This is a genomic window from Streptomyces sp. L2, from assembly GCF_004124325.1.
Lineage (GTDB): Bacteria > Actinomycetota > Actinomycetes > Streptomycetales > Streptomycetaceae > Streptomyces.
Window position 1 is genome coordinate 278,150 of record NZ_QBDT01000001.1, and the last position, 25,777, is coordinate 303,926.

At 74.7% G+C, this 25,777-nt stretch carries 20 protein-coding genes; 14 read left to right on the top strand and 6 right to left on the bottom strand.

Annotated elements, in window-relative coordinates; genetic code table 11:
- The first annotated feature begins 1 nt into the window (after window position 1).
- The 6 genes from DBP14_RS01180 to DBP14_RS01205 all read left to right on the top strand — a co-directional run bounded on the left by DBP14_RS01180 (window position 2) and on the right by DBP14_RS01205 (window position 8,260).
- A complete protein-coding gene (locus DBP14_RS01180) occupies window positions 2-2,827 on the top strand; it encodes an NHLP bacteriocin export ABC transporter permease/ATPase subunit (protein WP_129305189.1) in 2,826 nt (941 codons plus the stop codon).
- A gap of 144 nt (window positions 2,828-2,971) precedes the next feature.
- On the top strand, window positions 2,972-4,603 hold the full coding sequence (locus tag DBP14_RS01185) for an FAD-dependent monooxygenase (RefSeq protein WP_129305190.1): 1,632 nt from the start codon (window positions 2,972-2,974) through the stop codon (window positions 4,601-4,603).
- Between the two features lie 172 nt (window positions 4,604-4,775).
- Complete coding sequence (locus DBP14_RS01190; RefSeq protein WP_129305191.1) at window positions 4,776-6,287, top strand: MFS transporter; 1,512 nt, start codon at window positions 4,776-4,778, stop codon at window positions 6,285-6,287.
- Window positions 6,288-6,399: 112 nt separating this feature from the next.
- On the top strand, window positions 6,400-7,407 hold the full coding sequence (locus tag DBP14_RS01195) for an iron-containing redox enzyme family protein (protein ID WP_129305192.1): 1,008 nt from the start codon (window positions 6,400-6,402) through the stop codon (window positions 7,405-7,407).
- A 21-nt stretch (window positions 7,408-7,428) separates the two neighbouring features.
- Window positions 7,429-8,082, top strand: coding sequence for a HemK2/MTQ2 family protein methyltransferase (locus DBP14_RS01200; protein WP_129305193.1), 654 nt, complete (start codon window positions 7,429-7,431; stop codon window positions 8,080-8,082).
- Complete coding sequence (locus DBP14_RS01205; RefSeq protein WP_129305194.1) at window positions 8,063-8,260, top strand: CDGSH iron-sulfur domain-containing protein; 198 nt, start codon at window positions 8,063-8,065, stop codon at window positions 8,258-8,260. The genes DBP14_RS01200 and DBP14_RS01205 overlap by 20 nt, the downstream gene beginning before the upstream one ends.
- A 230-nt stretch (window positions 8,261-8,490) precedes the next feature.
- Here DBP14_RS01205 and DBP14_RS01210 read toward each other — a convergent pair whose 3' ends face one another.
- Window positions 8,491-8,922: a protease inhibitor gene (locus DBP14_RS01210; RefSeq protein WP_129305195.1), complete on the bottom strand. Its 432-nt coding sequence runs from the start codon at window positions 8,920-8,922 to the stop codon at window positions 8,491-8,493.
- Window positions 8,923-9,369: 447 nt separating this feature from the next.
- Here DBP14_RS01210 and DBP14_RS01215 point away from each other — a divergent pair, with 447 nt between their 5' ends.
- Together DBP14_RS01215 and DBP14_RS01220 are read left to right on the top strand one after the other, a co-directional pair.
- Window positions 9,370-10,539, top strand: a complete 1,170-nt coding sequence (locus tag DBP14_RS01215) for a lactate 2-monooxygenase (RefSeq protein ID WP_129305196.1) — start codon at window positions 9,370-9,372, stop codon at window positions 10,537-10,539.
- On the top strand, window positions 10,536-11,513 hold the full coding sequence (locus DBP14_RS01220) for a 2-hydroxyacid dehydrogenase (protein WP_129305197.1): 978 nt from the start codon (window positions 10,536-10,538) through the stop codon (window positions 11,511-11,513). The genes DBP14_RS01215 and DBP14_RS01220 overlap by 4 nt, the downstream gene beginning before the upstream one ends.
- A 123-nt stretch (window positions 11,514-11,636) precedes the next feature.
- Here the strand turns inward: DBP14_RS01220 and DBP14_RS01225 are convergent, their stop codons facing one another.
- The 3 genes from DBP14_RS01225 to DBP14_RS01235 form a co-directional block, all read right to left on the bottom strand.
- Complete coding sequence (locus tag DBP14_RS01225; protein WP_129305198.1) at window positions 11,637-13,292, bottom strand: RICIN domain-containing protein; 1,656 nt, start codon at window positions 13,290-13,292, stop codon at window positions 11,637-11,639.
- A 495-nt stretch (window positions 13,293-13,787) separates the two neighbouring features.
- Window positions 13,788-14,165: a toxin Doc gene (locus tag DBP14_RS01230; RefSeq protein WP_129305199.1), complete on the bottom strand. Its 378-nt coding sequence runs from the start codon at window positions 14,163-14,165 to the stop codon at window positions 13,788-13,790.
- Between the two features lie 3 nt (window positions 14,166-14,168).
- Window positions 14,169-14,408 (bottom strand): hypothetical protein, encoded by a 240-nt coding sequence (locus DBP14_RS01235; protein WP_129305200.1) that lies wholly within the window; start codon window positions 14,406-14,408, stop codon window positions 14,169-14,171.
- Window positions 14,409-14,662: 254 nt separating this feature from the next.
- On the opposite strand from DBP14_RS01235, the gene DBP14_RS01240 reads away from it, so the two are divergent.
- Complete coding sequence (locus DBP14_RS01240; protein WP_129305201.1) at window positions 14,663-17,092, top strand: SpoIIE family protein phosphatase; 2,430 nt, start codon at window positions 14,663-14,665, stop codon at window positions 17,090-17,092.
- 414 nt (window positions 17,093-17,506) lie between these two features.
- Here the strand turns inward: DBP14_RS01240 and DBP14_RS01245 are convergent, their stop codons facing one another.
- On the bottom strand, window positions 17,507-18,055 hold the full coding sequence (locus DBP14_RS01245) for an RNA polymerase sigma factor (protein WP_129305202.1): 549 nt from the start codon (window positions 18,053-18,055) through the stop codon (window positions 17,507-17,509).
- A 47-nt stretch (window positions 18,056-18,102) separates the two neighbouring features.
- Between DBP14_RS01245 and DBP14_RS01250 the strand changes: the two genes are divergently transcribed.
- The 5 genes from DBP14_RS01250 (at window position 18,103) to DBP14_RS01270 (ending at window position 23,871) form a co-directional block, all read left to right on the top strand.
- Window positions 18,103-19,626: a serine/threonine-protein kinase gene (locus DBP14_RS01250; protein WP_129305203.1), complete on the top strand. Its 1,524-nt coding sequence runs from the start codon at window positions 18,103-18,105 to the stop codon at window positions 19,624-19,626.
- Window positions 19,627-19,766: 140 nt separating this feature from the next.
- Complete coding sequence (locus DBP14_RS01255) at window positions 19,767-20,462, top strand: DUF4232 domain-containing protein (RefSeq protein WP_129305204.1); 696 nt, start codon at window positions 19,767-19,769, stop codon at window positions 20,460-20,462.
- A gap of 208 nt (window positions 20,463-20,670) precedes the next feature.
- Window positions 20,671-21,912: a hypothetical protein gene (locus DBP14_RS01260; protein ID WP_164992228.1), complete on the top strand. Its 1,242-nt coding sequence runs from the start codon at window positions 20,671-20,673 to the stop codon at window positions 21,910-21,912.
- Window positions 21,913-21,992: 80 nt separating this feature from the next.
- Complete coding sequence (locus DBP14_RS01265; protein ID WP_129305205.1) at window positions 21,993-23,246, top strand: SLC13 family permease; 1,254 nt, start codon at window positions 21,993-21,995, stop codon at window positions 23,244-23,246.
- Window positions 23,247-23,292: 46 nt separating this feature from the next.
- Window positions 23,293-23,871, top strand: a complete 579-nt coding sequence (locus DBP14_RS01270; protein WP_129305206.1) for a universal stress protein — start codon at window positions 23,293-23,295, stop codon at window positions 23,869-23,871.
- Window positions 23,872-23,876: 5 nt separating this feature from the next.
- Here the strand turns inward: DBP14_RS01270 and DBP14_RS01275 are convergent, their stop codons facing one another.
- Window positions 23,877-25,751 (bottom strand): RICIN domain-containing protein, encoded by a 1,875-nt coding sequence (locus tag DBP14_RS01275; RefSeq protein ID WP_129305207.1) that lies wholly within the window; start codon window positions 25,749-25,751, stop codon window positions 23,877-23,879.
- Window positions 25,752-25,777: the final 26 nt, after the last annotated feature.

Here is a 25,777-nt window from a genome sequence, read left to right on the forward strand (position 1 = left end):
GATGACGTCGGTTCAGGAGGGGTACGACGGCGACCTCGTGCTCGGCGCGCTCGGTGCGCTGGGCACGCGCGTCGACTGCGCCGGGTTCACCCGCGTCGACCTGGAGGGTCCGCAGGTGCTGTGGCTGGTCGCGGCCGGCGCGCTGGACCTGTTCGCGGTGGACGCCGCCGAGCAGGGCCACTGGCACCACCTGGGCCGGCTGGAGGCGGGCGCGCTGCTGCTCGGCCCGGTCGCCGGGCCCCGGCACACCCTGGTCGCCCGCCCGGTGCGGGACTGCGTGCTGCACCGGGTCAACCTGCGCGAGCTGTACCAGCCGGCCCACACCCAGACCTGGTCGTACGACGAGTACGGCAACCCGCAGTACGTGCCGCCGGCGACGAGCCCGCTGGAGTACGCCGTCGCCCTGGGCGTGGGCCGCGGCCTCTCCGTCCTCTTCCAGGCGCCGATGGCCGAGGAGCGGACGGCGGCGCCCTCCGACGACGACGTGTTCTGGATGCAGGTCCCGCCGGGCAGCGTGCAGTACGGCTCGGTCTACGGCGCGGAGGCCGCGGCCGACCTGCTGATGGACCCGGCGCTGTGGCAGAGCATGGTCGACCAGCAGTACCGGCTGCTGACCGCGCTGGACCGCTGGATCGAGCAGCTGGAGCGCAGCCACGAGACACGGACGGCCGCCGGGATCAAGGCCGGTGAGGCGGTCCGCGCGCAGGCCGACCAGACCCTGCTGGCGTCCATCGGCCGGCGCTCGCCGCGCCGGACGACGGCCGCCGACACCGACGCCACCTACGCGGCCTGCGCGCTGGTCGCCGAGGCGTCCGGGATCACCCTCGCCGAGCCCGCCCGGGGCGGCGCGGAGAGCGAGCGCCTCGACCCGGTCGAGCGGGTGGCACTCGCCTCCCGCGTGCGCACGAGGGCCGTACGGCTGGACGGGCGCTGGTGGCGGGAGAACGTGGGCCCGCTGGTCGGGCACCGGGCGCTGTCCGGGGCGCCGGTGGCGCTGCTGTGGCGGCGCGGCGGCTATGCGGCCGTGCATCCGGGGACCGGGCGTGAGACGCCGGTGGAGAAGGAGAACGCCGAGGAGTTCGAGGCGCGCGCGGTGATGTTCTACCGGCCGCTGCCCGAGCGGCGGCTCGGGCCGCTCGGGCTGCTGCGGTTCAGCCTGCGCGGCACCCGCGGCGACGTGCTGCGGCTCCTGCTGGCGGGGCTGGTGACGGTGGCGATCGGCGCGCTGGTGCCGGTCGCCACCGGCAAGGTCCTCGGGGAGTACGTGCCGAAGGCGCAGCAGGACCTCATCGTCCAGGTGTGCCTGGCGGTGATGGTGAGCGGGGTGGTGTCGGCCGCGTTCACGCTGCTGGAGAACCTGACGATCTTGCGGCTGGAGGGCCGTATCGAGGCGGCGCTCCAGCCGGCCGTCTGGGACCGGTTGCTGCGCCTGCCCACCCGGTTCTTCACGCAGCGCTCGACGGGTGAACTGGCCAGCGCCGCCATGGGCATCAGCGCGATCCGCCGGCTGCTCGCGGGCGTCGGCCCGGTGGTCGCCCAGTCGGTGACGGTCGGCGCGATGAACCTGGGCCTGCTGTTCTGGTACAGCGCGCCGCTGGCGCTGGCGGCGATCGGCATGCTCGTCGTCATCGGGGGCGTCTTCCTGGGACTCGGGCTGTGGCAGGTGCGCTGGCAGCGGCGGCTGGTGGTGCTCGGCAACAAGCTGAACAACCAGGCGTTCCAGACGCTGCGGGGCCTGCCGAAGCTGCGGGTCGCGGCGGCGGAGAACTACGCGTACGCGGCCTGGGCCCGGCAGTTCGCGCACAGCAGGGAGCTGCAGCAGAAGGTCGGCCGGATCAAGAACCTCACCACCGTGCTGGGCGCGGTCTATCTGCCGGTGTGCACGCTGGCGATGTTCATGCTGCTGGCGGGTCCGGCGCAGGGCACGATGTCGGCGGCGGCGTTCCTCACCTTCAACACGTCGGTGACGATGGTGCTGACCTCGGTCACCCAGCTCACCGGCTCGTTCGTGTCGGCGGTGGCCGCGCTGCCGCTGTTCGAGGAGATCAGGCCGGTCCTGGACGCCACGCCCGAGGTGCGCACGGCCAGCACCCGGCCCGGTCCGCTGTCGGGCGCGCTGGAGGCGCGGCGGCTGTCGTTCCGGTACGCCGACGACGGCCCGCTCGTCCTGGACGACGTGTCCTTCGCGGTCCGCCCGGGCGAGTTCGTGGCGATCGTCGGCCCGAGCGGCTGCGGCAAGTCGACCCTGTTGCGGCTGCTGATCGGCTTCGACAAGCCGGTCTCGGGCAGCGTCCTGTACGACGGCCAGGACCTGGCGGCGCTGGACCAGTCGGCGGTGCGCCGCCAGTGCGGGGTCGTCCTGCAGCACGCGCAGCCGTTCACCGGCTCGATCCTTGACGTCATCTGCGGCACCGAGCCGTACACGCCGGAGGAGGCCATGGCCGCCGCCGAGCTGGCGGGGCTCGCGGAGGACATCCGGCGGATGCCGATGGGCCTGCACACGATCGTCTCGGGCAGCGGCGCCGTGTCCGGCGGGCAGCGGCAGCGGCTGATGATCGCGCAGGCGCTGATCCGCCGACCGCGGATCCTGTTCTTCGACGAGGCGACCAGCGCCCTGGACAACGACACCCAGCGCACGGTCATCGACAGCACCCGCAAGCTGAACGCCACCCGGATCGTGATCGCCCACCGGCTGTCGACGGTGCTGGACGCGGACCGGGTCGTCGTCATGGAGGACGGCCGTGTCGTCCAGCAGGGCCCGCCCGCAGACCTGCTCGCCGACACCGGCGGCCGGCTGCACGAGCTGGTGCGCAGGCAGCTGGCCTGACCGTGTCCGGCTCCCCCGGGCCGAGTCGCAGGGTGGCGGGCGCCGGGGTGAGCATGGAACGGACAGGCAAGACGGCACAGGGCGGTCGCGCGGGAGCCGCGCAGCGGGTCCGGCCACCGCCCGGACGCCCGGCGGGAGCAGCGCATGACGGACACCGAGGTACTGATCGCCGGGGCCGGCCCGGTCGGCCTGACCGCCGCCCTGGAACTCAGTCGCCGCCAGGTCCCCTGTCGCCTCGTCGACCGGCTCGACGGACGGCTGCCGTACGCGAAGGCCGTCGGGATCCAGCCGCGGACGCTGGAGATCTGGGACCGGATGGGGGTGGCCCGCGCGGCACTGGACGCGGCGGTGCCCATGCTCGGCCAGCTCACCTACGTCAACGGGGGCGAGCAGCCGCGGCTGGACCTGTCTCTGCCCGAGCAGGTGCCGTACGGCTTCGCGGCCCTGCCGCAGTACGACACCGAGCGCATCCTCGAAGAGGCCGCGGCCCGGCACGGCACGCGGATCGAGCGGAGCACGGAACTGGTGTCCTTCACGCAGGACGCCGACGGCGTCACCAGCACGCTGCGCACCCGGTCCGGCGAGGAGACCGAGGTCCGGTCACGCTTCCTGATCGGCTGCGACGGCGCGCACAGCATCGTCCGCAAGACGCTCGGCCTGTCCTTCGAGGGAGGCGCACTGCCCGAGGAGTACATGCTCGCCGACGTGGAGGTGGACTGGGACCTTCCGGCGGGGTATTCCGTGCGGTCCATGCACCGCGCGGACGACGGCACGGTGAACGACATCCTGGTGTGCATCCCGCTGCCCGGCCGGTGCCGCTACCGCATGTCGATGATGGTCCCGCCGGAGCTGTCGCCGAGGGAGCAGCCGGGCGGTCCGGACGCGGTCGCGCACGGACTGGAGTCGGGCCGCGCCCCCGGCCTGGAGCACATCCAGGCGGTCATCGACCGGCTGTCGCCCCGGCCGACCACCGCCTCGGCGATGCGCTGGTCGTCGGTGTTCCGCATCAGCCACCGGCTCGTCGACCGGTACGGCGACGGCCGGGTGTTCGTCGCCGGCGACGCCGCGCACATCCATCCGCCGACCGGCGCCCAGGGCATGAACACCGGTATCCAGGACGCCTGCAACCTGGCCTGGAAACTGGCTCTCGTGGCGAACGGCACCGCCCGCCCGACGCTGCCGGCCAGCTACGACGCCGAGCGCCGGCCGGTCGGCGAGGAAGTGGTGGGCCGCACCCTGCGGCACGCCGCGCACGGCGTGCAGGCCGATCCGGAGGACGCCGCGACCGTGATGATGCGCGAGGCGCAGCTGCTCATCGCCTACCCGGACAGCCCGCTGACCGAGCCGGACCCGTCGCCCGAGCCCGGGTCCGGCCCGGCCCCGGGCGACCGGGCCCCCGACTGCGGCGGCCTGATGGACGAGATCGCGGCCTTCCCGCTGCGCCTCCACGACCTGCTGCGCGAGCGCGATCACGTCCTGCTGCTGTACGCCGACTCCTCCGACGGCGCTAAGGGGTTCCCCGAACTCGCCGAGGGCGCCGAGGAGTCGGCGCACGGCCGGCTGCTGACGTACTGCGTGCTGCCCGAGCAGGTGGACGCCGGGCACGTGGTCACGCTGCCGGTGCTGCGGGACTGCCGGGGCGAGTTCCGCAGCCAGTACGCCAGTGACGGGCCGACGGCGTTCCTGGTGCGGCCGGACGGACACCTCTCCGCGCGGGTGAGCCCGGCCGACGCGGGGACGCTGGCCGCCGCCCTCCGGCGGGTCTTCGCGGCCTGACCGCACGGACCGCACGTCGCCGCCTGCCCCCTGCCTCTCCGGGCCCGGCAAACGAAACGTTGCCGTTTCGCTGAAAGTGTTCTAGCCTCGTCGTGTACGAAACCGTTTCGTTTATTTCCGCGGGACGGTTTCCCGAACGGCTTCCCGAACGACTTCCCTGGAGTGGTTCTCCATGTCCCAGAAGACCCTGACCGGAGGCTCCCGCACGGGAGCCCCCGTGGAGGCGGCGGCCCCCGGCCACGCCTCCGCCCGGCGGTGGTGGATCCTCGCGGTCATCGCCGTAGCGCAGCTGATGGTCGTGCTCGACGCCACCATCGTGAACATCGCCCTGCCGTCCGCCCAGGCCGACCTCGGCTTCTCCGACGGCAACCGGCAATGGATCGTGACGGCGTACGCGCTCGCGTTCGCCTCCCTGCTGCTGCTCGGCGGCCGCATAGCGGACCTTTTCGGACGCAAGCCCGCCTTCCTCATCGGCGTCGTCGGTTTCGCCGGGGCCTCCGCGCTCGGCGGCGCCGCGAACGGCTTCACCATGCTGGTCGTCGCCCGCGCCCTGCAGGGCGTCTTCGGCGCCCTTCTCGCACCGGCCGCGCTGTCGCTGCTCAACACCACGTTCACCGACGCCCGGGAACGGGCCCGCGCGTTCAGCGTCTACGGCGCCATCGCGGGCGCGGGCGGTGCCGTCGGACTGCTGCTCGGCGGCGTGCTGACCGACGCGTTCGACTGGCGATGGACGCTGTACGTCAACGTGGCCATCGCGGTCGTCGCCTTCGCCGGCGGCTGGCTCCTGCTGGGCAGCCACCGGGACGCGGCCGGCGCCAAGCTGGACGTGCCCGGCACGGCCTTGGTGGCCGGCGGTCTGTTCGCCCTGGTGTACGGCTTCTCCAACGCCGAGACCCACGACTGGGGCTCCCCGCTGACCTGGGGCTTCCTGCTCGCGGGCGGCCTGCTGCTGACCGCGTTCGCCTGGTGGCAGACCCGGGCCGCGCACCCGCTGCTGCCGCTCAGGATCCTGCTGGACCGCGACCGGGCCGCCGCCTTCCTCGCGGTGCTGATCAGCGGCGCGGGCATGTTCGGCGTGTTCCTCTTCCTGACCTACTACCTCCAGCTCAATCTTGGCTTCAGCCCCACGAAGACGGGGGTGGCGTTCCTGCCCATGGTCGGCGCCCTGATGGTGGCCGCACAGCTCGGCACCACCGTCCTGCTGCCCCGGATCGGCCCGAAGGCGGTCATCCCGCTGGGCTTCGCGATCGCCACGGCCGGCATGGCCTGGCTGACCGGGATCGGCCTCGGCTCGCACTACGCCAGTGCGGTGCTGCCCCAGGTGATCGTGATCGGCGCGGGCCTCGGCCTGGTCATGCCGCCCGCGATGCAGCTGGCCACCGGCGGGGTCGCGGCGGAGGACGCCGGCGTCGCCTCGGCCACGGTCAACGCGATGCAGCAGGTGGGCGGTTCGATCGGCACGGCCCTGCTGAACACCCTCGCCGCGAGCGCCGCCACCGCCTACCTGTCGGGACACGACGCCGGCAGCAAGCTGGTCCGGGCGCAGGCCACGATCGAGAGCTACACCACCGCCTTCTGGTGGTCGGCGGGCTTCTTCGCCGCGGGCACGGTGATCGCGTTCCTGCTCCACCGCCGCGGGGTGCCGCGCCAGGACGCGGGCGCCGCAGCGGTCGCCCACATGTGACAGCCCGCTCCGCCGGCCGCCGAGGGGCCGCCGTCCGCAGGGAGACGGCGGCCCCTCGGCCACGTCCGGAACCGAGGACGGTGTCCTCGGGGCTCGCGGGTACCCGGCCGCCATGAACCACCACGAACCCCGCCTGCCCGGCACGCGGGGACCGCTCTCCGCCGCGGTCACCGCCCACCTGACCGGCACCGGCCCGCTGCCCCTCCCCTCCGGCGCGGAAACGGCCGACCCCTATGGCGACGACCTCCAGCTCGCCCTGTACGTGTGCTACGAACTGCACTACCGGGGCTTCGCGGGCGTCGACCCGGGCCACGAGTGGGACCCGGAGCTGCTGCGCGTGCGGGCCGCGCTGGAGCGGCGGTTCCTGTCCGCGCTGCGCGCCGACACCCCCGGGCACGACAGCCTCGACGAGGCCCTCGGTGCCCTCCTGGTCGAGCCGGTCGAAGGCACCGGCGTCACCCACCACCTGCGCGACGAGGGCGAGTTGTGGCAGCTGCGCGAGTACGCCGCCCTGCGCTCCCTGTACCACCTGAAGGAGGCCGACCCGCACGCGTGGGTGCTGCCCCGGCTGTGGGGACGGGCCAAGGCGGCGATGGCGGCCGTGGAGTTCGACGAGTTCGGCGGCGGCCGGGCGGAGCGGGTCCACGCCCGCCTCTTCGCCGATCTGATGACGGACCTGGGCCTGGACACGGCGTACGGCCGCTACCTGGACGCGGGCCGGGCCGAGATGCTCGCCGTCGTCAACCTGATGTCGCTGTTCGGGCTGCACCGGGACCTGCGCGGCGCCCTGGTCGGCCACTTCGCCGACGTCGAGATCACCTCCTCCCCCGGCTCGCGCCGGCTCGCCGAGGCCATGCGCCGCACGGGCGCCGGGCCGGCCGCCGAGTTCTTCTACGACGAGCACGTCGAGGCCGACGCGGTGCACGAGCAGGTCGTACGCCACGACGTGATCGGCGGCCTGCTGGACGAGGAACCGGAGCTGTCGGCCGACATCGCCTTCGGGATCGACGCGACGGAGTACCTGGAGGACCGGCTGGCCCGGCGGCTGCTCACCGACTGGCGCGCGGGCCGCTCCGCACTACGGGTTCCGCTTGATCCGGTTATGTCTCATACATCCTGATCGCTCGGGTACTCGTACGAAATGATCGCTCTGGTGCTTCCCGGGGTGTACGCCCCGCAGGACGACACCGCACTCCTCACCGAGGCCCTCCACGCGGAGGCGCCGCGACCCGGTGCGCGGGTGCTGGACGTGGGCACCGGCAGCGGTGCCCTGGCGCTGGCGGCCGCCCGGCGCGGTGCCGAGGTGACCGCGGTGGACGTGTCGTGGACGGCGGTGTGGACGGCCCGGCTGAACGCCTGGCTGACCCGGCAGCCGGTCCGGATCCGCCGCGGCAACCTCTTCCACCCGGTGCGGGGACGGACGTACGACCTCATCCTCGCCAATCCGCCCTACGTGCCGGAGCCCGGCACCGTACGCGCGCCGCGCGGCCGGGCGCGGGCCTGGGACGCGGGCCCCGACGGGCGGCTGCTGCTGGACCGGATCTGCCGGGACGCGCCCGGTCTGCTGAAGGCCGGCGGTGTGCTGCTGATCGTGCACTCGTCGCTGAGCGGCACCGAGCGGACCGTGCACGCGCTGCGGGCGGCGGGCCTGCGGGCCTCGGTGGTCCGGCGGCGCCGCATCGCGTTCGGGCCGGTCCTGCGGTCCCGGGCGGGCCGGCTGCGCCGCAGCGGTCTGCTGCCGGCGGCCGACGAGACGGAGGAGCTGGTGGTCATCCGTGCCGAACGACCCTGCTGAGCGACCGCGCCGGATCACCGCGCGGCGGCGCGGCCCGCTGCTGGTGGAGGGCCCGGTGGAGGTGGAGCTGGAGGACGGCACCGTCGTCTCCTCCGACCGCTTCCGGGTGGCCCTGTGCACCTGCCGGCGCAGCCGCCGCTACCCCTGGTGCGACACCAGTCACCGGCGCCGGACATGAAAGGGGCCTGCCCGGCCATCGCGGCCGGACAGGCGCCGACGTGCTGCCACCGCTCCCCGGGTGGACCCCCACAGTCCACCGCGGGGAGGGGCGGCGTGCCCGGTGACCGGAGGGCGGCCCCACTCCGCCCAGTCGGTCCCGGTGCGAGATCGCAGGTCCCCCGCCCGAAGAGCCGCACTCCCCAGTTGCAGGCCTGATCCGGTGATACGGGGTACCGGCGATCCCGGTCTCTAGAACGCGAAGAGGCTGCCGATGGCATCCCTCGCGCAGGCGTTGCCGAACGTGCGCTCGTAGGAGACGCGCTTGCCCTGCCACACGCCCTCGACCGTGACGACGACCGGGTCCCACAGCTTGGTGCACATCACGCCGTCCTGGGCCTTCAGCGCGTCGAGGTCGCCGCCGACACCGCGCAGTTCGGCGCAGGCCTGAACCGCGGCCGGATGCGTTCCGGAGGCCGTCGGGGCGCACGTCAGGGTGACGGCGCGCTCCGGGGTGGCGGTGGCCGCCTGGTCGCCGTGGCCGGTGGTGAGCACCAGCGCCGAGGGGGCGTAGAGCGACGCCGGCGCGGCGTGCGGCGCGGCGACGGCGGCCCCGGTCAGGGGTCCGCAGACGGCGGCGGCCGAGAGGCCGAGGGTCGCTGCCCAGCGCGCGGTGGTCCGCATTGTGTGCATCCTTCCGCTTGAAACTTCGAGGGTGCCGCCCGGACCGGTCGGGTGCCGGAGCGGCGAGCGCCACTCTGCCGAGTCCGCCGGGGAAACACACATCGACCCCATGGCTTTCAGTAACCTTGCGTATTGAATCAGTGGCGTGAAGTTACGGAAACTGAGCGTGTAACCCCCATAACTGAGCGGTTCTTGATCGCGAGAAACGGCCAGATGGCCGAAAGCCACCGCTTTCTCAATCGGCCGGAAACATTCCGTCCCGACCTTTCACCAACCCCTCACCAAACCCTTGCGGTCAGGAGGCGTACATCCCGTCGTCACCGCCGCGACGGGAGAAACGGGTCCGGCGGGTGCGGGACCCCCGGCGGAATCCGTGGCTACCGGCCAGTATCGTCGGGCTGCACGTGCCGGCGGCGCGTACTCGGCGAGGAGAGGCGGGACGGACGGATGGCGAAGCACTGGGCCGACTTCCAGTACGAGATCTATCTGAACGGGATGACGGGCGCCGTACCCCGGCTGCCGACCGATCTGACCCGGCTGGAGGAGCTGGCCGAACACCGGCTCGGACCAGGCCCGGTGGGGTACGTGGCGGGCTGCGCGGGCGACGGCAGCACCGCGCGCGCCAACCGGGAGGCCCTCGCCAGGCGCCGCATCGTGCCCCGCATGCTCCGGGACGTGCACGAGCGCGACCTGTCGGTCGAGGTGCTGGGCCGTGCCCTGCCGGCGCCGCTGGCCCTGGCCCCCGTCGGGGTGCTCTCGATCATGCATCCGGACGCCGAGTGCGCCGCCGCCCGGGCCGCCGCCGCGCAGGGCGTGCCGTACATCCTGTCCTCGGCGTCCAGCACCCCGCTGGAGGAGGTCGCCGAGGCCATGGGCGACGGCGAGCGCTGGTTCCAGCTGTACTGGGGCAAGGACCGCGAGGTGACGCGCAGCTTCCTCGGGCGGGCACGGGCGGCCGGGTACTCGGTGCTGGTCGTCACGCTGGACACCCCGCTGCTGTCCTGGCGGCCCCGCGACCTGGACCAGGCGTACCTGCCGTTCCTGCACGGGGTGGGCACCGCCAACTACTTCAGCGACCCGGCGTTCCGGGCCGGGCTCGCCAAGCCCGTCCACGAGGACCCGAACGCGGCGGTGCTGCACTTCCTGGGCCTGTTCGGGGACGCGAGCCACACCTGGCCGGACCTGGCGTTCCTGCGGGAGCACTGGGACGGGCCGATCGTCCTCAAGGGCGTCCTGCACCCGGACGACGCCCGGCTCGCCGCCGACGCCGGGATGGACGGCGTGGTGGTGTCCAACCACGGCGGCCGGCAGGTCGCCGGTTCCGTCGCCGCGGCCGACGCGCTGCCGGGGATCGCGGACGCCGTCGGCGACCGGCTCGCCGTGCTGTTCGACAGCGGGGTGCGCACCGGCGATGACGTCTTCAAGGCCCTCGCCCTGGGCGCGCGGGCGGTGCTGCTGGGCCGGCCCTACGCCTACGGGCTCGGTCTGGACGGGCAGGCGGGCGTGGAGCACGTCGTGCGCTGCCTGCTGGCCGAACTGGATCTCACCCTGGCCCTGTCCGGCCATTCCTCCCCCGCCGGCGTCGGGCGGGCCGACCTCGCCGAGGAGTCCGCGTGAGCGCCCCGAAGAACGTCCTCGCCGTGGTACCGCCGCACGTCGGCGGTCGCGCCACGGGCGCCGCACTGGCCGGGCTGTTCCCCGCCGACGCCCCTGTCACCGTCGTCGAGTCCGCCGGCGAGGACCCGGACGCGCTGCGCGCCGCCCGGGTGATCCTCACCGCGCTCGCCCCGGTCAGCGCCGAACACCTCGCGCAGGCACCCGGGTTGGAGCTGGTGCAGTGCGCCAGCCACGGCTTCGACTACGTCGACACGGACGCGGCCCGCGCCCGGGGGATCCCGGTGTGCACGATCGGCTCCAGTGGCGCCGAGGCCCAGAACGTGGCCGAGCAGACCTTCGCGCTCATGCTGGCCCTCGCCAAGCAGGTGCTGCCCGCCCATCAGGCGCTGGCCGCGGGCGAGTGGGCGCTGCCCCGGCTCCAGCCGAGCCTGACCGAACTGTCCGGCAAGACGCTCGGCATCGTGGGGCTCGGCCAGATCGGCCGCCAAGTGGCCTGGCGGGCCGCCGCGTTCGACATGACGATCCTCTACACGGGGCGCCACCGGCTGCCCGAGGAGACCGAACAGGCGCTGGGCGGAGCCCGGTTCGTGCCGCTGGAGGACCTGCTCGCCTCCTCGGACTACGTCACCCTGCACGCGCCGCTCACCGAGGACACCCGGCACCTGCTGGACGCCGGGCGGCTGGCGCTGCTCCGGCCGACGGCGTTCGTCGTCAACACGGCCCGGGGCGCCCTGATCGACCAGGACGCCCTCGCGGACGCGCTGGAGAAGGGCGCCCTGGCCGGAGCGGGCCTCGACGTCTTCGACCCGGAGCCGCCCGCGCCGGACAGCAGGCTGCTGCGGGCCCCGAACGTGGTCCTCTTCCCCCATGTCGGGGGCGTCACCCGGGAGACGGTGATCCGCATCGCGCTGGCCGCGGTCCAGAACGTCCTCGGCTTCCTGGCCGGCACCGCACCGCAGGACGTGGTCGACTAGGGCGTGTTGCGAAAGTCCCGTCGTTCGCCCGTAGGGCGGGCCGCGCGGCGTCGGGTGCATGGCGTCGCGAGGCTGGGGGCACCTCCCGGCCGAAGGCTGGGGGAGGGACCTTCGCAACACGCCCTAGCCCTGGATGACTGTGGGTTCGGCGGCACGTGCGGGCGGTCCGGCGGTGCCGGCGACGGACAGGGAACCGGGGGTCGCCGTGGGGCGGTCGGTCCGCCAGCGCTGGCCGGGCGCGTGGTCGCGGACCTTGACGACGACGTCCGCGCCCGCCTGCCCGTCGGCCGGGGCGAGGGCGAGGGTCGTGTCCCAGCGGGGCAGCAACTCGCCCCGCCCGGTGAGCTCGTAGCGCACGTCACCGCCACGCTTCGTCTTCGCGCCGGCGCAGGCGCCGAGGATGACCACGCCGGCGTCGGCGTGCGAGTCCAGGCACAGGCCGGGGCCGGCCGCGCTGCGCAGCAGCCCGTCGCCGTCGTACGTCCACTGCTGGGTCCCGGCGGTGGAGCACACCGCGAGGACGGCGCTCGCGCCCGGCGCCGGCCTGCCCTTGACGTCGAGGCAGAGGCCGGTGCCCACGTCGCGCAGCCGGGTCCGCCGGTCGGCGTTGGGGAGGCCGGCCGCGCCCGGACCGGTGGCGGAGGCCGACGGAGAACCGGCACGGGGGCCGGTGGCGTTGTGGGAGCCATCGCCGTCGCCGCCGTCGGGCCAGAGGCTGACGGCGAGGACGACGGCGAGCAGCGCGGCCGAGGCGACGCCGACGCCGGTGAGCAGGGTCCTGGACGACCAGCCGGCGCCGGGCTCCCCGCGTCCGGTCCGGGCGAGCGGACCGGGCCCGCCCTCGCCCCGGCGGCGTCCCGGGAGCGCGGGGAGCCGGGCCAGCGGTCCGGGTTTCCCACGCCGGCCTCCGCCGGAGCGCCGGGACGTGCCCCGGGCCGGGCCGGGGCGGCGGCCGGGGCGCGAGTCGAGGTAGCGGCGGGCGCCCCAGCCGAGGATCGCCTCGGCGAGGAGCACCCCGGGATCGGCCTCGACATGGCCGAGTTGCTCGGCGGCGTGCCGGCAGTAGGAGCACTCGCCGAGATGCCGCTCGACGTCCGGCAGGAGGGCACCGCCGCGGCGGATCGGGATGTCGAGCAGCCGGTTGTAGTGCCGGCAGTCCACGCTCGGCGCGAGTTCCCGGTGCGCGCGGACGCAGCCCTCGCGGAAGGCGTCGCGGGCCTGCGCGAGTGCCGCGGCCGCGACGTCGGCGGCCATGCCGAGCAGTCCGGCGGGCACGTGTGCCGGCTCGGCCTCGACCTCGGTGTGCCACAACAGCGCCTGGGCGAGCCGGGGAAGACCGGTGAAGGAGCGTTCGACGAGGAGCCGGTTCTCCGGTATCAGCGACTTCGCGGTCCGCATGCCGCGGCCGCCGGCGGGTTTGCCGAGGCCGGGCAGGACGGCGGCTATGTGTCCGGTGCCGGACCAGTTCAGGACGGTGTCCCGGACGGCCACGAGCAGGCGGGGCCGCAGCGCCTCGGCGGGTTCGCCGAGCGCGACCCGGCCGAGGACCTGGTGGAAGGCGGCGGCGGTCACCATGTGGGCGAGGGTGCCGGGGGCGGCCAGGCAGATGACGGCGTAGTCCTGGACGGGCCGCCAGTGCCGGGCCATCAGCAGCGCGACGGAGCGGGAGGCCTCGGCGTCGGAGCCGGCCCGCAGCGGCGCGGCGAGGGACTCGTCGGACTCGGCCGGATCGCCGCCGGGCGGCGGGAACGGAGGGCGAGGGGGGTGGGGGGTGAACACGGAGCGGGTTCCTTCGATGCGTTCTGCTCAGCGGTGGCGCGGAGGCGTGCCTGCGCACCTCCGGACGGTGGCGGGGGCGGGAACGCACCGGCTCCTGCCGGTCCTGCTCCTCAACTGCCCGATGAGCCCCGGCCGTTACCCTCCGCACCGGTGCCGCCACCCTTGCACAATTCCCACACAGGCAACAAGGCGCCCGTACGACATCACCGGTGTTGAAGGAAAGTCAGGCGACACGCCCGTGGCCTGGTTGAACAGTGCATCTTCCGGGCGCATCTGCGGGGCGTCCGCGCGCCCCGTGTGAAGGGCGCGCACGCACCGCCCGGCCGCGCACGCTCCCGGTGCCCGGGGGGGCGGGAGTGGACTGGGGTCCGGCCCTTCTCGGAGGCCTCGCGCGGAACGGCGGCTCTCCCGCGCGACACGGCCGCCGGCCCCGTTCCTCCCGCCCTCGGCCGGCGGCCCCGGGGGGCCGCTTCCCTGCCGGCTCCGGGGGCCTGGTCAGATCTGCCAGGAGCGGAGCCGGTCGGCCGCGCCGTAGACGTCGGTCTTGCCGGACATCAGGTCGCGGGCGAGGTCGACGAGGGCGCCGTAGGACGGATCGATGCCGACGCCGCTGACGAACATGTAGGCCACCGCGGTCGCGCAGGCGAAGCGGGCGTTGGCCGAGGGCAGCGGCTTGAGCAGGGCGAGGGTGTGCAGGAGGGCGGCGGCGCGCCAGGCCGCGTCGGAGTCCACGCCGAGCCGGGGCGGGTCGACGCGGTGCCGGGCGACGGCGGCGACCAGCGCGGAGAAGTCGTCGACCGTCGGCTGGTCGGGCAGGACCTCCTCGTGGCGCTGGAGCAGCCAGGGGACGTCGATGTGGAGGACGGGCGGCATCACTCAGGCGGCCTCGCCCTTGGCGGGGGCCTCGTCGTCCGGGAACGCGGCCGCGAACTCCGCGGCGTGTGCGGCGAAGAAGCGCCGGAACTCCTCGGCGCCCTCCTGCAGGGCCCGGTGCCGGGCGATGTCGGCCGCGGCCGCCTCGCGCACGAGGGCCTTCATCGACGTACCGCGCTCCTTGGCGATCTGCCTCAGGTCCTCTAGCTCGCGGTCGCTGAACTCCACGTTGAGAGCTGGCATGGCCTCACGGTACCGCCGATGGTACTCACGCGTAAATACCCCCAGGTCAGGACCCTGTGGCGGCGGTACCTGCCGACGCCCGGCAGCGACGCCGGGAGGACCCGGCCCGCGGCTCGGCCGGAAACGGCCCTTGACCGGGTCCGGCCGGCCGGAGTCCTCGCCGGGGGTCGCGGTTCGCCGGAGCACGCGACGCACTAGGCTGGAACACAAGTGGTGCGCCTGTTCACTGTGCGTGTGCGCTTGGGAGTGGCGAGATGAGCCGGGTCTATCCGTTCGACGATGGGGCGACGGCCCGGGCTGTCATCGACGACGACGGCACTCTGGTGGAGTGGAACGAGGGCGCGCGGCGGCTGCTCGGCCACCCGGCCGCCGACGTCGTGGGCCGCCCCGCCGCCGATCTGCTCGCCGGGAGCGATCCGCCCGCCCCACCCGGCACACCGCGCTGGGAGGGAACGCTCGCTCTGCGCCACCGGGACGGCCGTACCGTCCCGGTCTGGCTGCTCGCGCACCACCGGCCGCCGCGCGACGGCTGGCCCGGTGACTGGCTCGTGGTCACCCCGCTCACCGGCGGGGAGACGGCGGCGCCGGACGACCCGGGCGACCCCCTCACCCGGGCGAGCCTCATCCAGGCGCCCTGTGCCGTCGCCGTGTACGACGAGCGGCTGCGGCTGCGCCGCATGAACGACGCCATGGCCGAGATCATCGGGCTGCCCGAGGAGCGGCTGCGGGGCCTCAGGCTGGCGGAGATCGGCGGCAAGCCGCAGAGCGACGAGCTGGAGCAGGGCATGCTCCGGGTGCTGTCCACCGGCGCTCCGCTGGACGTGCAGACGCTGCTGCGCACCGGCGCCCGTGACGAGGTCCGCGCCTGGCTGGCCCGGATGGCACCGGTGACCGACGGCGCGGGCCGGGTGCGGGGCGTGTGCCTGGCCGCGCACGACGTCACCGAGAACCACCGGACCCGGCAGCGACTTCAGCTGGTGAACGAGGCGAGCGTGCGCATCGGCTCGACCCTCGACGTCACCCGGACGGCACAGGAGCTGGCGGACGTGTGCGTTCCCGCGCTCGCCGACTTCGTCAGCATCGATCTGCTGGACCCGCGGGAGCCGGGCTGGGAGCCTCCGGCGCGCATCACGGCGCCGGTGTCGCTGCGCCGCGCCGCGCACCAGTCGGTCCTCCCCGGGGTCCCGGAGGCGGTGACCGCGCAGGGGCAGGTCAGCGTGTACCCGGCCGCCTCCCCGCAGGCCGACTCGCTGATCGCCGGCCGCACCATCCGCGCCTCCGACAGCGCGGAGGCCGCGGAGGCCGCGGAGGTTACGAAGGCCAGGGACGACTGGCTGCGGTCGGACCCGGTGCGGTCCGGTCGGGCGCAGGACTTCGGCTTCCACTCGGCGATGTCGGTGCCCATCCAGGCCCGCGGCCTCACCCTCGGGGTCGCCCTGCTGGCCCGGCACCGGCGCCCGGACCCGTTCACCGCGGACGACGCCCTGCTCGCCGAGGAGATCACCGCCCGCGCCGCCGTGTGCATCGACAACGCCCGCCGCTACTCCCGTGAACGCGAGACCGCGCTCGCCCTGCAGCGCAGTCTGCTGCCCCGCACCCTGCCGCGCACCGCCGCCCTGGAGGCCTCCTCCCGCTATCTGCCGGCGGCCCGCGCCGGGGTGGGCGGCGACTGGTTCGACGTGATCCCGCTGTCCGGGATGCGCGTCGCCATGGTCGTGGGGGACGTCGTCGGGCACGGCGTGCAGGCGTCGGCCACCATGGGCCGGCTGCGCACCGCGGTGCGCACCCTGGCCGACATCGACCTGGCCCCGGACGAGCTGCTCACGCACCTCGACGACCTGGTGATCCGGCTGTCGGAGGAGTCCGGTGGCGACGGCAGCACGGGCGAGGTCGGCGCCACCTGCCTGTACGCGGTGTACGACCCCGTCTCGCGGCGCTGCACCCTCGCCCGGGCCGGTCATCCGCCGCCGGTGCTGCTGCCCCCGGGCGTCGGCGAGGCCCGGCAGCTGGACCTGCCGGCCGGGCCGCCGCTGGGGCTCGGCGGGCTGCCGTTCGAGTCCACCGAGGTCGAACTGCCCGAGGGCACCGTCCTCGCTCTGTACACGGACGGCCTGGTGCAGCCCCGGGACCGGGCGGGCGACGCCGGCCACCCGCTGCTGCACGAGGCGCTCGGGACGTACACCGGGTCCCTCGACGAGACCTGCGACCGCATCCTGCACGCGCTGCTGCCGCAGGGCGGTGCCGGCGACGACGTGGCGCTGCTGCTGGCCCGCACCCAGGGGCTGCCCGCGTCCCAGGTGGCGACCTGGGACATCCCGGCCGACCCGGCGCTGGTCGCGCCGATCCGCAAGCAGGTCGTCGACCAGCTGGACCGCTGGTCGCTGAGCGCGGCCGGGTTCACCGCGGAGCTGGTGGTGAGCGAGCTGGTGACCAACGCGATCCGGTACGGCTCCCACCCGATCCGGCTGCGGCTCATCCATGACGCGACCACGCTGATCTGCGAGGTCTCCGACACCAGCCACACCGCGCCGCACCTCAGGCGCGCGAAGACCTGGGACGAGGGCGGCCGCGGACTGCTGCTGGTCGCCCAGCTCACCCAGCGCTGGGGCAGCAGGCACACCACCGACGGCAAGACGATCTGGGCGGAACTGGGGCTGCTCGACGAGGACGAGGGCCTGGGCTGAGGCCGGGCACCGGGCCGGACGAGGGCTCAGGACGCGGGCTTAGGCCGGGCATCGGGCCGGACCAAGGGGCTCAGGACGTGCGCCGAGGCCGGACACCAGGCCGCACGAAGACCTCACGACCCGGGCCGAGGCCAGACACCAAGCCGCACGAAGACCTCACGACCCGGGCCGAGGCCAGACACCAAGCCGCACGAAGACCTCACGACCCGGGCCGAGGCCAGACACCAAGCCGCACGAAGACCTCACGACCCGGGCCGAGGCCAGACACCAAGCCGCACGAAGACCTCACGACCCGGGCCGAGGCCAGACACCAAGCCGCACGAAGACCTCACGACCCGGGCCGAGGCCAGACACCAAGCCGCACGAAGACCTCACGACCCGGGCCTAGGCCGGGCACCGGGCCGGACCAGGGGCTCAGGACGCGGTGAGCCAGGGGCGGACCTGTTTGCGTGCCTCGTGCAGGCGGGACTTCAGGGTGCCGAGGGGGATGCCGACGCGTTCGGCGACCTCGGCGTAGTCCAGCTGGCAGATGTCCCGGTAGACCAGCGGCGCCACCAGGTGCGGGTGCTCGCGCTCCAGCCGTTCCAGGGCCTCCAGCAGGTCGACGCGGGAGCCGGCGATGACGCTGGTGGTGCGCGGGTCGACGGACAGGGACGGCTCGATGACGGCGGGCTGTTCGGCGGCGCGCCGCTTCAGCTCGCGGTACTTCTGCCGGGCGCAGTTGGCGACCACCGTGTAGAGCCAGGTGCTGAAGCGGCTGCGGCCTTCGAAGGCGGAGATGTGCCGGGCCACCTGGAGCAGCACGTCCTGGGCGGCCTCCTCCGCGTCCTCCCGGCAGGGCAGGAAGCGCCCGCAGCGGCGCACGGCCTCCGGCCGGATCTCGGTCAGCAGCCGGTCCAGCGCGGCACGGTCACCGGCGGCGGCGCGCCGGGCGAGGTCTTCGGTCAGTGCCGGGTCCTGCACGTGAGGGTCCCCCTGGAAGTCGATCTCAGGCCAGGCATGATAGTCGTATGCACTCCCTGGAGCGGATCGGCCGCTACCGTCTCGAACGGCGCCTGGGCAGCGGGGCCTTCGCCACGGTGTGGCTCGCCCACGACGAGGAGCTGGACGCTCCGGTGGCGGTGAAGGTCCTCGCCGAGAACTGGGCGCACCGGCTCGACGTCCGGGAGCGGTTCCTGTCCGAGGCGCGGCTGCTGCGCCGGGCCGGCTCCAGCCGGGTGGTGCAGGTCTACGACATCGGGGAACTCCCGGACTCCCGGCCGTACTTCGTGATGGAGTACGCCGACGGCGGCACCCTCGCCGACCTGCTCGCCGACGGCCCGCTGCCGGTGCCCGAGGCGCTGCGGCTGACAGCGCTGGCCGCGCGGAGCGCCGCCGCCCTGCACGAGGCGGGCATCGTGCACCGGGACATCAAGCCGACCAACGTGCTGCTGCACACCGCGCCGGACGGTGACCGGCGGGTGCTGCTGGCGGATCTGGGGCTGGCCAAGAGCCTCGCGCAGGCCTCGGTGCTGACGCTCGCCGCCGGCAGCGCGGGCTACCAGCCGCCGGAGCAGGCCGAGCCCGGGGAGGGCATCGACGAGCGCGCCGACGTGTACAGCCTGGGCGCGGTGGGCTACGAGCTGGTCACGGGCAGCGTGCCGGGACAGCCCGGCCGGGTGGTGCCGCCTGGACGGCTGCGGCCGGACCTGGGCGAGGCGGCCGAGCGGGCCCTGATGCGCGCGCTGGAGCCGGACCGGCGGCGGCGCTGGCCGGGCGCGCAGGTCTTCGCGGACGAGCTGGACCGGCTGGCGGCGGCCCCGGACACCCCGCCGACACCCCACTCCCCCGCCGACCCGGCGAGCGCCCTCGCCCCGTCGGCACCCCACTCCGCTGCCGACCCGGCCACGGCCCTCGCCCCCGCCACCCCGGCCGCCCCGCCCTCCGTCGCCGTCCGGGCCAAACGGCTCGACGGCGTCCGGGGGCGGCTCAACGCGGTCACCCTGGCGCTGGCCGCGCTGCTCGCCGCCGCGGTCGCCGCCGCCGGGGTGACGCTGCTGCTCCACCGGCCGGGCTCGGCCGGGCGGACGAGGGTGGCGGACTCCACCGGCCGGGTGAGCGTGGAGGTGCCCGCCGACTGGGCGCGGCAGTTGCGCGACTCCGGCTGGGACCCGGCCGCGCTGGGCCTGGCGGCGGGGCACGAGCCGGGGCTCGGCGTCGCCGACGACCTGACCGCCTGGCCGGATCTGACGGCCCCGGTCGACGGCGTGTTCGTGGGCCTCAGCGAGCACGGCGACGTCACGGCCCGGGTGGACGCCCTCACCCACTCCGGCTGCCACTACGCGGGCGGCCACACGTTCGCCGATACCGACTGGCGCGGCCCGGTCCGGGTCTGGACCGGCTGCCCCGACGGCGGCTCGGTCACCGAGTCCGCGCTGCGCCCGGCGGACGGCGCCGCGCAGCCGCAGGTGTACGTCCAGGTCCGGCGCCGGGGTGACAACTCGGCGCCCGACGGCGTACTCCGTTCGCTGCGGGTCTCGCCGCAGGGGTCGTAGGGACGGTCAAGGCGGGGAAAAGAACCCGGCACGTGCCGAACTTTTCCGGCGGTCCGCGCATCGGAGTGTGATGACGGCGCACTCGGCGCCTCAGGCACGCGTCCGGCGCGTGCCGTGACCCTCCAGGAGTGTTGAGAGACATGGCGTACACACCTCGATCCTTGCGGCGCACCACCCTGCTCGCGGGCGTGGTCGCCGGCCTGAGCCTCCTGACCGCCTGCGGCAGCACCGACGGCCACACCGGCCCGTCGGTGAAGGTGTCCGGGACGGCGGCGCCCGCGACCGAGTCCAGCCCGGGCTCGGCCCCGCACAAGAGCGTCGCGTCCACCGCGTCCACCCCGGACGGGGGCACGAAGACGTCCGCCGCCAAGCCGGCGACCACGTCCCCGGACGGCGGAACGCGCACGTCGGCCACAAGCTCCCGCTGCCACACCTCCGAGCTGCGTGCCTCGGTGGGCCGCAACGATCCGGGGGCCGGCCAGGAGAACTTCCCGCTCGTCCTCACCAACAAGTCGGCCCGCACCTGCACCGTGCGCGGTTATCCGGGGGCGGCCTTCGTGAACGCCTCCGGCGGCCAGCTCGGCCCGGACCCCAAGCGGTCCTCGGGCACGCCGGTGACGATCACGCTCAGGCCCGGGGGGAGCGCCTGGGCGGGGCTGACGTTCTCCAACCCGGAGATCAGCGGCGCCAGGACGGCCACGCCGGCCGCGCTGCTGATCACCCCGCCGGACGAGCGGGCCCACCTGAAGGTGGCGTGGACGGCGGGGGCGGTCCCGGTCGGCGGGAACTCCTCGTCCGTGTTCCTGACGGTCTTCCGCCCCGGCACGGGCGCCTGACCGGTACTCCCGCGCGCGGGCTCCCGCCCGTCTCCGCAGCCCCGTCGCCCGCTCCGGACGGCGGGGTTCGTCATGAGCGCGCCACAAGTGTCACAGGACGGCAACACGTCCCGCCGGCCGCGATCTTTCCGCCGTGACGGCTCATCGAACCCCTCGACCACACAGCGAGCGGGCCCTGGGGGGCCTTGACGAGGAGTTCGGGGACAAGATGAGCGGGATTTCACGCAGGCGTGTGCTGACGGCGGGGGCGGCGGCCGGTGCCCTGGGCGCCCTGTCCGCGTGCTCGTCCGGGGGCGGGCTGTCCGTGGGCGCGAAGGACCCGGCGTACGGCCGGGGCACCGCGCAGGCGCGGCCGGTCAGGAAGATAGGCGACGGCTCCACCGCGGACACCGGCGCGCAGCCGCACCAGCCGAAGCCGGTCCGGCTGAAGCCGGGCCAGAAGCCGCCGCAGTTCGTGGTGTTCTCGTGGGACGGGGCCGGCGAGCTGAGCAACAAGCTGTTCTCCCGGTTCCGCAAGGTGGCCGCCGACCACCACGCCACGATGACGTTCTTCCTCAGCGGCATCTACACGCTGCCGGAGTCCAAGAAGCACCTGTATCACCCGCCGCAGCACCCGGTCGGCGCGTCCGCGATCGGCTACCTAGCCGACCGGCACATCCACGCCACCCTCCAGCAGGTGCGCGCCGCCTGGCTGGAGGGCCACGAGATCGGCACCCACTTCAACGGGCACTTCTGCGGTGCGACCGGCGTGGGCAGGTGGTCGCCGGCCGACTGGCGCAGCGAGATCGACCAGGCCGTCGACTTCGTCACGCACTGGCGGACCAACACCGGCTTCACCGACCTCGAACCCCTCCCCTTCGACTACCGCAAGGAGCTGACCGGCGGCCGCACCCCCTGTCTGGAGGGGCAGAAGAACCTGCTGCCCACGGCGGCCGCGCTCGGCTGGACGTACGACGCAAGCTCCCCGGGCGGGCTGCAGATCTGGCCGCAGAAGGTGCAGGGCGGCCGGATCTGGGACTTCCCGCTGCAGTCGATCCCGTTCTCCGGGCACTCCTTCCAAGTCCTGTCGATGGACTACAACATGATGTTCAACCAGTCCGGCGGCGACCCGCTCGGCGACCCGGGGAAGTTCGCCTCGTGGCGCTCGCAGGCCCGCGACACCTACCTGGCCGGCTTCCACCGCGCGTACACCACCAACCGGGCGCCGTTCTTCGTCGGCAACCACTTCGAACGCTGGAACGGCGGCATCTACATGGACGCCGTCGAGGAGGCGATCGGCCGGATGGCCGCGTACGACGACGTCCGCTTCGTGTCCTTCAAGCAGCTCGTGGCCTGGCTGGAGGCGCAGGACCCGGCGGTGCTGCGTACCCTGCGGACGCTGTCGCCGGGTCAGGCCCCGGTGGGCGGCTGGGCGGAGTTCCTGGGCGCGGCGGGTGCGGGGGCGTCGTAGGCCGGGTCCCGGAGTCTGTTTTCATGGGCGGCACCGTCCGATCGACCTGATCGACCTGATCGACCGGGGAAGGACCCGCCCTGAACAGCTCTGCCGCCGAGGCCCTCTCCGCCGTCCTGCTGGTCGTGGTGCTCGTCTGGGCCGTCGTACGGCCGTTCGGGTGGCCGGAGGCGGTGGCGGCCGCGCCCGCCGCCGGTCTCGTGGTCGCCACCGGCGCGATCTCGCCGGCCCACGCGGGGGCCGAGGCCGCGCGGCTCGGCCCGGTGGTCGGGTTCCTGGCGGCGGTGCTGGTGCTCGCCCACTTCTGCGACGTGGCGGGGCTGTTCCAGTGGTGCGGGGCGTGGACGGCCCGCTGGGCGGCGGGCCGGCCGGTGCGGCTGCTGGCGGCGGTGTTCGCGCTGGCGTCGGCCATCACGGCCGTCCTCAGCCTGGACGCCACGGTCGTGCTGCTGACGCCGGTGGTCTTCGCCACCGCCGCGCGGACCGGCGTACGGCCCAAGCCGCACGTGTACGCGTGCACGCATCTGTCGAACACGGCGTCGCTGCTGCTGCCGGTGTCCAATCTGACGAACCTGCTCGCGTTCGCGGCGAGCGGGCTGAGCTTCACCCGGTTCGCGGTGCTGATGGTCCTGCCGTGGCTGGCCGCGATCGGCGTGGAGTACGTGGTCTTCCGGCGGTTCTTCGCCCACGATCTGACGGCGGCCGCGCCGGTCGCGAAGGACACGGGCGAGCCGCCCGCGCCGCCGCTGTTCGCGCTGGTGACCGTCGGCTGCGTGCTGGCCGGCTTCGTGGTCGCCTCGGTGTTCGGGGTGGAGCCCGTGTGGGTCGCGGCGGCGGGTGCGCTGGTGCTGGCCGGGCGGGCGCTGCTGCGGGGGCGGGCGACACCGCTGACGGTGGTGCGGGCGGCGGCGCCGGCCTTCCTGATGTTCGTGCTGGCGCTGGGCGTCGTGGTGCGGGCGGTCGTCGACAACGGGCTCGCCGGCGTGCTCGGGCACGTGCTGCCGGGCGGCACGGGGCTGCCCGCGCTGCTGGGGACCGCCGCGCTGGCCGCGGTGCTGGCGAACGTCATCAACAATCTGCCGGCCGTACTGGTGCTGCTGCCGCTGGCGGCGGCGTCCGGGCCGGGCGCGGTGCTCGCGGTGCTGCTCGGGGTGAACATCGGCCCGAACCTGACGTACGCCGGTTCGCTGGCCACGCTGCTGTGGCGGCGGATCGTGCACCAGCACGAGCACGGCGTGGACCTCGGGGAGTTCACCCGGCTGGGGCTGATCGCGGTGCCGTCCTCGCTGGCCGTGGCGGTGGTGGCGCTGTGGGGGGCGCTGCGGGTTTTCTGAGGGGCGGGACTTCGGTGGTGTGAGGCAACTGAGGGAGGCCGACGGGATGCGTGTGATCGCCTGGCTGGTGGAGGGCACCTGGCCCGCCTGTGTGGACGCCGTGCGCGCCCATGCCCCGGACGCGTCCGAGGTGGTGCTGCTGCATGTGACCGGACCGGAGGTGCCCGGGGTGGCGCACGGGGCGTTCGCGGGTCTGCTCGGCCGCGCGCATCCCGGCGGGCATGGTCCGGGCGAGGGCTGGGGCCGGGATCCCGGGGACCGGCTGGAGACGCTCGGCGACAGCTCGGCCGCCGACCTGCTGGCGGCGGCGGCCGAGCGGCTCGAGCGGCCGTGCACCCGGCAGGAGCGGTCCGGGCGGGTCGAGCGGGAGGTGGTGGCCGCAGCCGAGGGTGCCGATCTGCTGGTGCTGGCCCGGGACGGCGACCGCTCCCGGCTTGGCCCGCGCAGCCTGGGGCCGGCCGTGCGGTTCGCCGTGGACCACGCCCCCTGTCCGGTGCTGCTGGTGTGGCCCGAACCGGCGCCCGCCCTGGGCACGATCCCGCCCCCGCCGCCGCACCACCCCGGCGAGCGGCCTCCCCGCCCCGGCCGGCCGCCGCAGCCTCCCGGGCCGCCGCCGCAGCCCTGAGCCGGTCAGCGGCCGCCGTGTCCGCCGTGGCCGCCGCCGAAGCCCCCGGTGCCTCCCGAGCCGTCCTGTCCGCCCGGGTAGCAGTAGGCGGGGTAGGCGGCGCAGAAGCCGGAGAGGGAGGGGGACGGTGCCGGCCGCGGGGCCCGGCCGGTCGCCGTCGGGGCGGGCGTCGTCGGCGACGGGCTCGCCGACGGCCGGGGAGCGGCCTTCGGAGTCGGCGTCGGCGAGGCTGTAGGACCGCTGTCGGTGTCCCAGTTGACGATCTGCATCCGCAGGTCGGGCTGGGCGGTGTCGACGGTCCAGTGCTGGACGGAGGTGTTGGCGCGGTTCTTCAGGACGAGGGAACCCGAGCCGTCGGTGGCGGCCGGGGTGAGCGCCAGGTCCTGGTCCCAGCGGGGCACGAGGGCGCCCTGCAGGGTGAAGTCGTAGCGGACGCTCCTGGCGGCGTGGCCGCTGTCCTTGTCCGCGCAGTCGGCCAGCACGACCGAGTACCCGAGGTGGGAGTCCAGGCACAGGGCGGTGGCGGCGGCGCTGCGCAGCAGTCCGTCGGGCTCGTAGACCCACTGCTGGTCCGACGCGGAGGAGCACGCGGCCAGTTCCGTCTCCGCGCCCTTGACGGCCTTCTTGCCGACGACGGCGACGCACAGCCCGGAGGCGACGTTGTGCAGCCGGCCGCGCAGGGCGCCCTTCGCGGTGCCGTTCGCGCCGGCCCAGGACGGGCCCGGACTGGCCGTGTCCTTGCCGGGCGCCCGGGAGGGCGTGCCGCCGGGGCCCGGCGCGGGGCCGTCGCCGGAGCCCAGCACCGACCACAGGACCAGCGGCAGGACGACGAGGCCACTGACGGTGGCGACGGCCAGGGCGAGGTTGCGGCGCCGGGGACGGGGGCGGGGGGCGGCCCGACGTGCCGAGCGGTGCGAGGGGCGGGGGGCGGACGCGCCGACCGGGGCGCCGGGCGCGGCCGGGGCGACGGGCGCGGCCGGTGACGTGGCCGCCGGTTCCGCCAGGGGGGCGAACGCCTCGCCACCCCAGGGCAGCGGGGTGTCGGGGGCCGGCTCGGGCCGCGGGTCCGGTCCGGCGCTCTCGCCGGACCGGCCGGGCCGGGACTCCAGGTAGGCGCCGGCGCCCCAGCCGAGGACGGCCTCGGCGAGCGCGAGTCCGAGCCCCGACTCGAACCGCGCGAGCTGGTCCCCGGTCCGCCGGCAGTGCCGGCAGCGGGCCAGGTGGTCGTTCAGGTCCGGGTCGATGTCGACGCCGCCGCGCCGGAAGGTCACGTCCAGCATGCGCAGATAGCGCAGGCACTCCTGCTCGGGGGCGAGTTCGCGATGCGCCTGCAGGCATTCCTCGCGCAGCCGCTCCCGGGCCCGCCGCAGCTCGGCCAGGGTGTCCTCCTCGTCCAGGCCCAGCAGTGCGGCCGGGGCGGACAGGGGCTCGGCCTCGACCTCGGTGTGCCAGAGCACGGCGCGGGCGGTCTGCGGCAGCCGCTGGAAGGCCCGGGAGAGCATGCGCCGGCCGGCGGGCGGGAGCAGCCGGGCGGCGGCCCGCTCCCCGGCGGCGGTGGGGCGCAACGCCGGGTGGAGGAGGTTCTGGCGGCCGTCGCCGTCCCATTCGGCGGCGATACGGCGGACGGTGACCAGCAGGTGGGGCCGCCAGGCCGCGGATGGCCCGGAGTGCCTGAGGGACTCGCCGAACAGGCGGGTGAAGGCGGCCGTGGTGAGCATTCCGGCGGCACGGGTGCCGTCGGTGCAGAGCCGGGCGTAGGCGAAGGCCGCCTCCCAGTGCCGGTCGAGGAGTTCGCCGACCGGATGCAGTGCGGGTGCCGTTCCCGTCCACTTCTTCAGCGCGGCACTCAGTTGCTCGTCCGAGGCATCTGCGTCTTTCACGGCTGCATTCCTCCGGGCGCGATACG